Below are 11,778 nucleotides of genomic sequence, written 5' to 3'. Positions count from 1 at the left end.
GGTGCGCCCTCACGCGTTGTCCCGGCGTGCTTCAACGTGTTGTCCCGGCGTGCCTCGTCATCTTGTTCCCGGCGTGCTTTTGGCCGGGAACAAGACGGTTGGGTCCCGGCCAAAAGCACGCCGGGACCTGGGTGGGCTCGCCGGGGCGGATGGGATGGGCTTGCTGTGGGACTGGGTGGGCCTTGCTGCGGAGCTGAGTGGGCTTGCCGTGGAGCTGATGGGCTCGCCGTGGCTGGCGGCTGTCAGCCCGCTGCTCGGTCCTCGTGCACCTCATCACCTTCGGTGGTTTGTGGGGCCGTCACCGTCGGATACGCGGCGCGGAGGCGGTGGTGGGCGGTTGGGGGTGCGTCGAGGTGGTCCAAGCCGAGGAGGGCTGCGCCGAGAACCGGTGGGGCTACGACTATTCGGGGGTTGGCGAGGGGGGCTGCCGTTGCCAGGCGGGTGGTGAGGTTGTTGATGAGGAGGGGTTGGCGGGCGGCGAGGACGCCGCCGCCGAGGATCAGGGGGGTGGGTTCGTTCAGGAGGTCGAGGCGGCGTAGGGCTACTACGGCCAGGCGGGTGATTTCGTCGGCTTGGCGGTCGATCAGATGGAGGGCGGTGGGGTCGCCTGCTTCGGCGGTGGTGAACAGGACCTTGACCAGTTCGTGCAGGCGGTGTCTCGGTATGTGGCCCAGGTGGATTGCTTCGGCTACCGCGTTGGCGCCGGGGAGGGCGAAGTGGGCGCCGATGGTGGCGGAGAGGGCCGTCGGGTCGCCGCGGCCGTCCTCGGCGCGGGCGGCGTGCCACATGGCCTCGGCCGCCATGCCGCCGCCTCCGCCCCAGTCGCCGGTGAGCTTGCCCAGGGCGGGGAAGCGCGCGGTGCGGCCGTCGGGAAGCAGTCCGACGCAATTGATTCCGGCGCCGCACACCACCGCGACTCCGCGCGGGCCGTCGGTTCCGGCGCGCAGCAGACCGAAGGTGTCGTTGGCGACGGCGCAGGTCACGCCCCAGGGGCGGGCCGCGATCGCGGCATGCAGCCGCTGTTCCTCGACGGGTAGGTCGGCATTGGCCATGCAGGCGCTCACCCGGGAGGCGAGCACCCGCCCGGGCGTCAGCCCGGCCTGCGCGGCCACCGCCTCGACCAGCGGCGCGAGCCGTTCGATGGCCGCCTCCGCGCCGTCGCGATGCGGCCGGAACCCATCGCCGCGCGCACTGCCGAGCACCGTCCCGTCGATCGCCACCAGCGCCACATCCGTTTTGCTGTTCCCGCCATCGATGGCCAGAACACCCGCGACCTGTTCGTTCACGCCCAGCTCAGATACGCGCGATTGTGGGCGATCAGCCGGTCGGTGAGCTGCTCGGCACGATCGAACTGCCCGACCAGCGGATGCGCCAGCAGCGCATCGAACACCCGATCGCGACTGCCGTCGACCGCCGCGCGCAGCGCCAGTTCCTCGTACGCGGAGACGTGCGCGATCAGGCCCTCGAACAGCGGCTCGACCGGGCGCTGCGGCAGCGGCTGCACCACGCCGCCCTCCACCCGCGCGGGCACCTCGATCACCGCGTCCTCCGGCAGGAACGGGAGGATGTCGTCGTTGCGGGTGTTCACCACCTGGATGCCGGTGCTCGACCCGGTGCCGAGCAGCGCGGCGAGAAGCTGCACGGCGGCCTCGGAATAGTAGGCGCCGCCGCGCTTTTCGAGCAGTTCCGGCTTGCTGTCCAGCCGCGGATCGGCATACAGGTCCAGCAGCCGCCGCTCGATGGCCGCCACCTCCGCCGCGCGAGATCCCTTGGCGCGCAACTCGTCCACCACCACATCGTGCTGATAGAAGTACCGCAGATAGTAGGACGGGACGACGCCGAGATGCTGCACCAGCGACAGCGGCAGGCGAATGTCCTCGGCGATCTCCGCGCCGAAGTCGGCGAGCAGCTTGGGCAGCACCTCCTGCCCGTCCGTCGCGTCCGGCCGGTCGAGCAGCGTGACCCCGCGCTCCCACGTCAGGTGATTGAGGCCGAGGTGGTCGAGGCGGATCAGCTCGGGCTCGACACCCAAGTGCCGCGCGAACTTTCGCTGAAATCCGATCGCCACATTGCACAGGCCGACGGCCCGGTGCCCGGCGTTCAGCAGGGCGCGGGTGACGATGCCGACCGGATTGGTGAAGTCGATGATCCAGGCGTCCGGATTGGCCCGCCGGACCGCCTCCGCGATGTCGAGCACCACCGGCACGGTCCGCAGCGCCTTGGCCAGACCGCCCGCGCCGGTGGTCTCCTGGCCGACGCAGCCGCAGTCCAGCGGCCAGGTCTCGTCCTCGTTGCGGGCGGCCTGCCCGCCGACCCGCAGCTGCAGCAGCACCGCGTCGGCGTCCTCGACGCCGGAAACCGAAGCGGCCGTGGTGATCCGGGCCGGATGGCCCTGCCGGGCGAGGATGCGCCGGGCCAGCCCGGCGATCAGCTCCAGCCGGTCGGCGGCCGGATCGACCAGCACCAGCTCCCGGACGGGGAGGGTGTCGCGGAGCCGGGCGAATCCGTCGATCAGCTCGGGTGTGTAGGTGGAGCCACCGCCGACGATGGCCAGTTTGAGTGCGGGCATCAGCCTTTCACCCCTGTCAGTGTCACGCCTTCGATGAAGGCTCGCTGGGCGAAGAAGAACACGATCATCACCGGCGCCATCACCAGCAGGGTGGCGGCCATGGTGAGATTCCAATCGGTGTGGTGGGCGCTCTTGAACGACTCCAGCCCGTAGCTGAGCGTCCACGCGGCCGGATTGTCGCTGGCATAGATCTGCGGCCCGAAATAGTCGTTCCAGCAATAGAAGAACTGGAACAGCGCCACCGCCGCGATGCCCGGCTTGGACATCGGCAGCACCACCCGGATCAGCGTCCGCAGATGACCGCAGCCGTCGATGCGGGCCGCCTCCACGTACTCGTCGGGAATGGTCAGCAGGAACTGCCGCAGCAGGAAGATCGAGAACGCGTCCCCGAAGGCCAGCGGAACGATCAGCGGCCACAGCGACCCGGTGAGATGAAACTGGTTGGCCCACACCAGATACATGGGGATCACGGTGACCTGCGGCGGCAGCATCATCATCGACACGACCGCCATCAGCGCCAGATTGCGGCCCCGGAACCGGAATTTCGCGAGCGCGTAGGCGACCGGAACGCTGGACAGCAGCGTCAGCGCGGTACCGGCCCCGGCGTACAGCAGGGTATTCCGCCACCAGGTGAGGAATCCCGGTGTGCGCCAGACGTGGACATAGTTGTCCCACTGCCAGTTCGCGGGCCACAGGTCCGAGGTCAGTGCCTGCCGGTCCGACATCACCGAGGTGAGGAACACGAACGCGAACGGCATCAGGAACAGCAGCGCGCCCGCGATCGCCAAGGCGTGCACCGCGACCCACTCCAGCAGCGCCTTGCGCCGGGCGCCGCGAACGGGAACCACGGTGTCGGGCATCGAGATCGGGGGCGCGGAGGTGATGGTCACGGCTCAGTCCTCCTGTAGGAAGCCGGATCTGCGCCGCAGCAGCAGCGAGGTGAAGGCCATCGAGAGCGCGAACAGGATCACCGCGACCACGCACGCCGAACCGGTGTCGAAGCGCTGGAAGCCGAGGTTGTAGATCATCTGCGGCAGCGTCCAGGTGGAGCCGTGCGGGTAGCCGGGCTCGAATTGCTCACCCGCACCGGCGATCTTGCCGCTGGCGACCTTCCCGGCGACGATGGCCTGGGTGTAGTACTGCATGGTCTGGATGACGCCGGTCACCACCGCGAACAGCACGATCGGGGTGATGTTCGGCAGCGTGATGTACCGGAACCGCTGCCACCCCCCGGCCCCGTCCAGCTCGGCCGCCTCGTACTGCTCGCGGGACACGTCCAGCAGCGCGGCCATGAAGATGACCATCAGATCGCCGATGCCCCACACCGCCAGCATCGTCAGCGCGGGCTTGGACCAGGACGGGTCGGTGAACCAACCCGGTTGCGGCAGACCGAGATTCCCCAGCAGGTGATTCACCGGCCCGGTGCCCGGATTCAGCAGGAAGGCGAAGGCCATGGTGGCCGCCACCGGCGGGGCCAGATACGGGAGATAGAACACGGTGCGGAAGAACCCGACCCCGGTCTTGATTCGGGTGACCAGCAACCCGATTCCGAGCCCGAAGATCACCCGCAGCAGCACCATCACCACGACCAGCCACAGGGTGTTGCCCAGCCCCTGCCAGAAGGGCGGATACTTGCCGAGGACGTAGCTCCAGTTCCGCAGGCCGGTGAAGGTCGGCGCGGTGAACCCGTCGTACTTCATGAACGAGAAGTAGACGGTCGAGACCAGCGGGTAGGCGAAGAAGGCGGTGAACCCGATCAGCCACGGCGACAGGAACGCCAGCGTGCGCAGCGTCCGCCGACGGCGCCTGCGCCGCAGCGCCGCCGGTTGAGCCGAAATCGATAGTGCCATGGGGTGATTCACTTCGCCTGGGCGACGGCCTCGTCGATTTCCTTGGCGGTGGCGACCAGGCCCGCGTGCAGATCCGGCACCTTCCCGGCCTCGAAGTCGTAACCGAAGTTGCGCATCGAGATCTGGTACGCGCCGCCGTTGATGCTGGCCGGGGTGGTCGAGGAGTCCGGGTTCTTCGCGATGTCGAGGAAGGTCTTGAAGTTGGCGTCGGCCACCAGCTTCGGCGAATGCAGGGCGGCGTTGGTGCTCGGCACGTTGTGAATGGCGTTGGCGAAGTTCACCACCGCGTCGGTGTCGGTGGTCAGGAACTTCACCAGCTCCCAGGCCGCGGTCTGCTTGCGGCTGGACTTGGCGATGCCGACGATGGTGCCGGTCTGGTAGCCGCGGCCGTAGCTGGCGGCCTGATCGTCGGGCACGGGGAAAGGCGCTGTGGCCCAGTCGAATCCGACCTTGTCGTCGGCCAGTGAGGCGGTGCGCCACTCGCCGTCCAGCGACATGGCCACCTGGCCGGTCTCGAACGGGTTCTTGGCGCTGTACTCGTCGCCGAAGGTGGTGCGGTACTTCTCCAGCTTGTCGAAGCCGCCCAGCTTGCCGACCAGATTCTTCTGCCAGGTGTACATGGCGGCGACCCTCGGGTCGTCGGCGATGTTCGACTTGCCGTCGGGGCCGAAATACGTTGCGCCGTACTGGCCGAGATAGTGGGCGGGGGTGGTCTCGTAGCCGTGGTAGTTCGGCATGAAGCCGAGCTGCTTGAAGCCGTCGCCCTCGGGAATGGTCAATTTGACCGCGTCGGCCTCGAATTCGCTGAAGGTCTTGGGCGGCGCGGTGATTCCGGCGGCGGCGAAGGCGGACTTGTTGTAGTACAGGCCGTAGGCGTCGCCCAGCAGCGGCAGCGAGCACTGATTGCCCTCGAACGCACTGTATTTCAGCATGGCGGCCGGGAACGTCGCGGCCGGATCGATGTGGTCCTTCCTCAGGTTCGGCGTCAGATCGGTCCACACGCCCGCCGAGCAGAACTTGCCGACGGAATCGGTCGAGAAGGAGGAGACCACATCCGGCCCGTCCGCGCCACCGGCCCGCAACGCCTGCTCGATCTTGTCGTCGGAGACATTGCCGACCAGCTTGACGTGAATATTGGGATGCAGCTTCTCGAATGCGTTCACATTGTCGGTAATGCCCTTGACCTCGTTGTCCTGACTCCACCCGTGCCAGAACGTAATGGTGACATCCTTACCGGCATCCGAACCGTCCGCCCCGCCCCCGGAACTCTGCCCGGTGCAGGCGGTCGCCAACAGAGCGACGGTGGCGGTAGCCGCGAGGACGGCGAAGGTACGAGATGTGGATCTGCGCATGTGATGGTTCTCCTGAGCGCGTTGAACTAGTCGATCCCGGCGTGCTTTTGGCCGGGATCTCAGTGAGTAGAGAAAACACCGTCCCTCGCGGTGGCCAACGCCCTTTCCAGCGCGCCATGCAGGACCGCCGATCCGGGCACCGTGCTCGACCGCACCTCCGGCCGCGGAATCGCCAACTCCGCCAACGCATCCTGCACCAGCGACCGCAGCCGTTCCCCGCCCGCGCGGGGCACATCCCCGCCCAGAATCAGCAGCTCCGGGTCGATCACCGTGACGATCGCCGCCAACCCGACGGCCAGCCGATCGGCGAACACGGTGAGGAAGGTGTCACCGGCCCCCGGCGTTTCCAGGGCCTCGGCCACGGCCAATGCCGCCGTCGGCGCGGTCAGCCCGTGCCGACGGGCGAGCGCGAGAACCGCCGGGGCCCCGGCCAATTGCTGGAAGCCACCGGAATTCTTGCGGCGCACATCGTGCACGACCGGCGCGCCCGGCAGCGGCATATAGCCGACTTCGCCTGCGCCGCCGTTGAATCCGCGGTGGAGGCGACCCTCGATGACGATGGCCGCCCCCACCCCCGCACCGGTCCACAGCAGAACGAAATCCTCACACCCCTGCGCCGAGCCGTGCGCTTGCTCGGCGATGGCGGCGAGGTTCACGTCGTTCTCGATGGAAACCGTTGCGCCGATGTCGGATTCCAGCTCGGCGATCAGGCGCGGCGAATGCCAGCCGGGCAGATGGGTGGCGTAGCGGAGACGGCCGGTGGCCGGTTCCGGCGACCCACCGATGCCGATCACCACCTCGCGCAGCGCGCCCTCGGCGAGCCCGGCCAGCTCGACGGTCTCCAGCACCCCCGCGGCGACGTTGCCGATGGTGTCGGCGGCGGGCCAGCCCTTGGTGGCGACCCGGTGCTCGGCGAGCATGCCGCCGGTGATGTCGGCGACGGCGATGCGGATCTCGGTATTGGTGACATCGAGCCCGGCGACGAACGCCGCACCCGGATTCACGTGGTACAGCTGCGCATTCGGCCCGGGGCCACCGGCGGTGGTGCCCACCGGAACGACCAGCCCGGCGGCCTCCAGCCGCGCCAGCAGCTGGGAGGCGGTCGGCTTGGACAGGCCGGTGAGCGCGCCGAGCTGGGTGCGCGACAGCGGGCCGTGCGCCAGCAGCAGCTCCAGCGCCGCGCGATCGTTGATGGCCCGCAGTAGGCTGGGCGGACCGGCGAGGGTGGGTCGCGTCGAAGCCACCTGCCACCCCTCCCTTTCAGCTCCGCAATCGTACGCGGAGTGAACTAGAAGGAAAGTTTCCAATTACTTGGGCAGGGACAGTATGCGCGGTCCGGCCCGGTGTCAATGGCTCGTCGGCGGACCGGATGCCGAAGTGTTACATACGCATTGACCCGGTGGCCTCCGGGAATCGCCGTGAAGTGGACCTTCGGGTGACGCCGGGTGATCGTTAGCCTCGGGTGCCATGACCGATATTCGTGAACTTCACCGGGGCGAGACCGAACTCGCCGCACCGGCCATGCTGGCACTGCGGCCGCGCTGGGAAACCGCCGGGGCCATCGTCGATCTGATCGATACCCGGCTGCGTCCGGCCGGGTATCGGCTGGCCGGGCTGTTCGACGGGGAGCACGAATCCGCGGTCTGCGTCCTCGGTTTCCGGGAGATCACCACCTCCGGCTGGGGTCACGTGGTCTATGTCGACGACCTGTCCACCCTCCCCGACGCCCGCGGCCACGGCCACGCCGACCGGCTCCTGAGCTGGGTGGAGGCCGAGGCCCGCCGCCTCGGCTGCGAAGCGCTGCACCTGGATTCGGGCGTCGGGCCGGACCGCTTCGCCGCGCACCGGCTGTACATGCGCCATCACCTGGCCATCGGTGCGCACCACTTCCACCTGGATCTCTAGCGTCGACCCCGCGCCGCGTCGAGCGCCGCCGACCTCTGATCGGCGACGGTGCGGGTGAATTCCCCCGCGACCCGTAAGCGGTTGCCCAGCCGCTGTTTCGGGGCGGACACATTGATCGCGGCCAGCACGCCGTCGCGGAACCCGTAGACGGGAGCGGAGACGCCGACCAGGCCCGTCTCGAATTCCTCGTCCGCCGTCGCATAGCCGATCTCGCGGACCTCGGCGATGCGCTCGAGCACCCGCTCCAGGGCGAGCGCGGGCGGGGCCTGCTCGCGCCCGGCCGGAATGGCGGTCGGCACCGGCATGGTCGCGCACTCCGGCGGGAAACAGCGACCATCGGCGGTGCACAGTGAGATACCCGCCAATCCCTCGACCGCCGCAGCGGACGTGGGGACCGCCGTCGCACGCGACTGTCGAGTCGATCTCGTGCTCGCCCTCGGTGGCGGGTCGGTGCTGGACGCGGCGAAAGCCGTGGCGCTGCCGTGTCATACCGATCTGAGTGCGGAGAGCCTGGATGGCTCCGAATGCATTCTCGCGCCTGCGCTGCCGATTGCCGCAGCGCCCACTACCGCCGGAACCGGCACGGAGACCAATGGTTTCGGCGTTCTGAAGAGCGCCGACCGCCGCATCCGGCTTCGATGCCGTCATCCATGGCGCGGAATCGCTGCTGTCCGAGGGGGCTATGGCCATATCGCGGGCCTATGCCGCCGAATCCTTGCGACCGACCACCTCCGCCCTGCCCGCCGCCGTCGCCGACGGTAGTGACCTCGAGGCCCGCAGTCGCATGCTGACGTGGCCGCCCCGGCCCTGCGCTTCGGCCTGGACGCCGCTTGGTCGGCACTCTGGTCGCCGAGACCCTTGCCGATGCCGTTACCCGGAACGCACCCGGAATTCCGGATCACGCCGAGCTGACTGTTCTGCTCCGCGAAAGCCTGTGTGCCGGACGGCTACCGGTGGGGCGCGGCGTTCCAGGACTGTAGGAACTGGAGGGCCTGCTCGGTCGGCGAACCCGGTACCGCGGTGTAGACGATCAGCGTCTGATCCGCGCGATTGGTGAATCGCAATGCCTGCCAATCGAGTTCGAGGTCGCCCGCCGTCGGGTGTGCGAAGACCTTGCGTCCGGACTCTGCGGACCTCACGGCCCGGCCGCCCCACCAGCGCCGGAAATCGGCGTCGCGTATGGACAATTCGCCGATCAGGGTGGTGAGCCGGGTATCGTCGGGATATTCGGCGGCGGCCGTGCGGACCCGCGCCACCGCGTCGGCGGCCACCGCGGCCCAATCCCGGTACCGCGACCGCACGCGGGGGTCGAGGAACAGCAGGCGGACCATATTGCGTTCGGCCGCAGGCAATTCGGCGAAGTTCACGAACAACTCCGTCGCCAGCTGATTCCATGCCAGGATGTCCATCCGCCGATCCATCACCAGCGCGGGCATCCCGGTGAGGCCGTCGAGCAGGATGCGGGTCGGCGCCGCGACCCGGGCGGCGGACGGCCGCCGGGCCGTGCGGCGAGGTGAGACCTGCGGATTGGCCAAGGCGAGCAGATAGGCGCGCTCATCGGCGGTCAGTTGCAGCGCCCGGGCGATCCCGGCCACCACTGCCTCGGAAACCCCGTTGGCGCGGCCCTGTTCGAGCCGGGTGTAATGATCGACTCCCACTTCGGCCAACAGCGCCACCTCATCGCGCCGCAGCCCCGGCACCCGCCGCACCCGCCCCGCGGTATCGATCCCGGCTCGCTCCGGCGACAACGCGGCCCGCTTCGCGCGCAGGAACTCTCCCAGCTCGGTCATTCGCCCAGTATTCCCGCGCGCCCACCCCCCATCCTGGGCCTACCCTTCCTGGGCCCCGCATTCCTGGGCACGGGCCGCCCCGGCTACGTCGGCAAGCAGGCCACCGCGGTCGCCGAGCTGGTGCGCCCCGACGGCAGCTCCCACTGCGCGCACCGTGTGACGTATGTCACGATTCGGTTGCGGTACACATTTCCGGCTACAAAAGCTTTCCAAGCCCTTTGCGTCTTCTTTACGATCAAATCGCTCCCCAACCCCAATGCGCCACTCGCTCCCCCGATCCCGATGTGCCGCTTGCCGTTGTGACTCCGGCGCGCTACTCACCCTCGTGATTCCGGCGCGCTTTTGGCCGGAATCACGCGGTTCCCGGCCAAAAGCACGCCGGGAACAACGGGAGCGCCATACCGGGAACGATCGAAGTGCCGCGCCGGAGCGACGGGAGTGCCACACCGGAGCGCTGGGAGTGTCAGGCCCGGAGCGACGGAAGTGCTACGCCGGGAACGACGGAAGTGTCACGCCGGGAACGACGGCAGCGCTATGCCAGGAACGACCGGAGTGTCACGCCGGGAGCGACGGGAGTGCTACGCCGGGAACGACCGGAGTGTCACGCCGGGAGCGACGGGAGTGCTACGCCGGGAACGACCGGAGTGTCACGCCGGGAGCGACGGGAGTGCTACGCCGGGAGCGACGGGAGTGTCACGCCGGGAGCGACGGGAGTGCTACGCCGGGAACGACGGGAGTGTCACGCCGGGAGCGACGGGAGTGCTACGCCGGGAGCGACGGGAGTGTCACGCCGGGAGCGACGGGAGTGTCACGCCGGGAGCGACGGGAGTGCTACGCCGGGAGCGACGGGAGTGTCACGCCGGGAGCGACGGGAGTGCTACGCCGGGAGCGACGGGAGTGTCACGCCGGGAGCGACGGGAGTGCTACGCCGGGAACGATGGAAGTGTCACGCCAGGAACGACCGGAGTGTCACGCCGGGAGCGACGGGAGTGCTACGCCGGGAACGATGGAAGTGTCACGCCAGGAACGACCGGAGTGCTTCGCCAGGAGCGGCGGGAGTGCCACGCCGGAGTGATGGGAGTACTACGCCGGGCGCGGCGGAAGTGTCACGCCGCAGGAGTGCCACGCCGGGAACGGCGGGAAGCGTCACGTTCGAATGTTCGATGCCAGTAGATGTTTTCGACCGATGAACCGACCGGGGGATCCGGATCGGCGAAGGAGAAATATGTCCACCGACACCGACTCGGTTCGTCGCACATTGCTGTTCGGCCTATTCGCTGCGCTACGCCACAATCTGTTGGGTGGCATGGTGATTGGTCTGGTGCTGGCGTTTGTGCTGCTGTTGTGGCGGGTGGTGCGGGTGGCGATCTCCGTGCGGCCGGTCGGCGGCGGTCGATGGTTGGTTACCGTGGACGGGACCTGTACGTTTCTGGCGTTGCCGCGGCTGGTGGGTGAGCTTGCGGCGGTGCCCCCGGGTGTCCCGGTGATTGTGGAGTTGACCGTCGACTTTCTCGACCATGCCGCCCACGACGCCCTGCGCGACTGGGCCGATGGGCATGAGAAGTCCGGTGGCACCGTGGAATTCGTCGAGATGGGGGCGGCGCGGTGCCTGCTCGACGATGTGCTCGGGCCCTGGCGGCGCACCGCGCAGGGGGATCCGGTCGTCGCGGGCGTGGCCGCCTACCACCGCCGTCACGCCCACCTCGTGCGGCCGCACCTGGGTCGGCCGCGCGATGTGCAGCATCCGGATTCGCTCTTTCTCACCTGCGCGGATTCGCGGATCGTGCCCAATGTCATCACCAACAGCGGGCCGGGCGACCTGTTCACCGTGCGCAATATCGGCAATCTGGTGCCCGCCGACGGTCGCGACAGCTCGGTGGAGGCCGCCCTGGTCTACGCGCTGGACACGCTGCGGGTCCGGTCGGTGGTCGTCTGCGGTCACTCCGGCTGCGGCGCGATGGACGCGCTGTTCCACCACAGGGTGACCGGACCCGGGCTCGGCGACTGGCTCGCCCACGGGCGGCCCGCCCTGGACCGCTACCGCGCCGGGCATCCCGTCGCCGCGGCCGCGGCCGAGGCCGGATTCGGCGAGATCGATCGGCTCGGCATGGTCAATGTCGCCGTGCAGCTCGAGGCGCTGGCCCGGCACCCGGTGGTGCGGCGCGCGGTGCTGGCGCGCGGCGTCGTGCTGTCCGGACTGTTCTTCGACATCTCCACCGCCCGCGTCCTCGAGATCACCATCGACGGCGTCGACGAGATCGAGGACACCGCAGAGCCAACAACGGCACTGCCGGTATAAGGGGGCCCCGGCC

11 protein-coding genes are annotated in these 11,778 nt (G+C 68.8%); 3 read left to right on the top strand and 8 right to left on the bottom strand.

Annotation, left to right across the window (positions count from 1 at the left end; all coding sequences use genetic code 11):
* Positions 1-242: 242 nt before the first annotated feature.
* From HPY32_RS39425 to HPY32_RS39400, 6 genes are read right to left on the bottom strand one after another with little or no spacing between them, the layout of a single operon-like run.
* The gene (locus HPY32_RS39425) at positions 243-1,286 is read right to left on the bottom strand and encodes an N-acetylglucosamine kinase (RefSeq protein WP_231951628.1); all 1,044 of its coding nucleotides are present in this window, start codon (positions 1,284-1,286) and stop codon (positions 243-245) included.
* Positions 1,283-2,569, bottom strand: a complete 1,287-nt coding sequence (locus HPY32_RS39420; RefSeq protein ID WP_067587781.1) for a 6-phospho-beta-glucosidase — start codon at positions 2,567-2,569, stop codon at positions 1,283-1,285. The genes HPY32_RS39425 and HPY32_RS39420 overlap by 4 nt, the downstream gene beginning before the upstream one ends.
* Positions 2,569-3,459, bottom strand: coding sequence for a carbohydrate ABC transporter permease (locus HPY32_RS39415; protein WP_197696490.1), 891 nt, complete (start codon positions 3,457-3,459; stop codon positions 2,569-2,571). The genes HPY32_RS39420 and HPY32_RS39415 overlap by 1 nt, the downstream gene beginning before the upstream one ends.
* A 3-nt stretch (positions 3,460-3,462) precedes the next feature.
* Positions 3,463-4,419 (bottom strand): carbohydrate ABC transporter permease, encoded by a 957-nt coding sequence (locus tag HPY32_RS39410; protein WP_067587784.1) that lies wholly within the window; start codon positions 4,417-4,419, stop codon positions 3,463-3,465.
* An 8-nt stretch (positions 4,420-4,427) separates the two neighbouring features.
* A complete protein-coding gene (locus HPY32_RS39405; RefSeq protein ID WP_067587787.1) occupies positions 4,428-5,771 on the bottom strand; it encodes an extracellular solute-binding protein in 1,344 nt (447 codons plus the stop codon).
* Between the two features lie 59 nt (positions 5,772-5,830).
* The gene (locus HPY32_RS39400) at positions 5,831-7,015 is read right to left on the bottom strand and encodes an ROK family transcriptional regulator (RefSeq protein ID WP_067587790.1); all 1,185 of its coding nucleotides are present in this window, start codon (positions 7,013-7,015) and stop codon (positions 5,831-5,833) included.
* 223 nt (positions 7,016-7,238) lie between these two features.
* Between HPY32_RS39400 and HPY32_RS39395 the strand changes: the two genes are divergently transcribed.
* Complete coding sequence (locus tag HPY32_RS39395) at positions 7,239-7,676, top strand: GNAT family N-acetyltransferase (protein ID WP_067587793.1); 438 nt, start codon at positions 7,239-7,241, stop codon at positions 7,674-7,676.
* On the opposite strand, the gene HPY32_RS39390 is transcribed toward HPY32_RS39395, so the two are convergent.
* Positions 7,673-7,981 carry an IclR family transcriptional regulator domain-containing protein gene (locus HPY32_RS39390; protein ID WP_082871342.1) on the bottom strand — a complete coding sequence of 103 codons (309 nt, stop codon included), beginning with the start codon at positions 7,979-7,981 and terminating at the stop codon, positions 7,673-7,675. The two genes, HPY32_RS39395 and HPY32_RS39390, sit on opposite strands and share 4 nt — an antisense overlap.
* On the opposite strand from HPY32_RS39390, the gene HPY32_RS46880 reads away from it, so the two are divergent.
* Positions 7,902-8,438 carry an iron-containing alcohol dehydrogenase gene (locus HPY32_RS46880; RefSeq protein WP_082871343.1) on the top strand — a complete coding sequence of 179 codons (537 nt, stop codon included), beginning with the start codon at positions 7,902-7,904 and terminating at the stop codon, positions 8,436-8,438. The two genes, HPY32_RS39390 and HPY32_RS46880, sit on opposite strands and share 80 nt — an antisense overlap.
* Positions 8,439-8,623: 185 nt before the next feature.
* On the opposite strand, the gene HPY32_RS39375 is transcribed toward HPY32_RS46880, so the two are convergent.
* Positions 8,624-9,466 (bottom strand): helix-turn-helix transcriptional regulator, encoded by an 843-nt coding sequence (locus HPY32_RS39375; protein ID WP_067587798.1) that lies wholly within the window; start codon positions 9,464-9,466, stop codon positions 8,624-8,626.
* Between the two features lie 1,225 nt (positions 9,467-10,691).
* Here HPY32_RS39375 and HPY32_RS39370 point away from each other — a divergent pair.
* Positions 10,692-11,765: a carbonic anhydrase gene (locus HPY32_RS39370; RefSeq protein ID WP_309247573.1), complete on the top strand. Its 1,074-nt coding sequence runs from the start codon at positions 10,692-10,694 to the stop codon at positions 11,763-11,765.
* Positions 11,766-11,778 lie beyond the last annotated feature (13 nt).

The organism is Nocardia terpenica (assembly GCF_013186535.1).
Taxonomy (GTDB): domain Bacteria; phylum Actinomycetota; class Actinomycetes; order Mycobacteriales; family Mycobacteriaceae; genus Nocardia; species Nocardia terpenica.
This window is presented reverse-complemented; position numbering and strand designations above follow the sequence as displayed.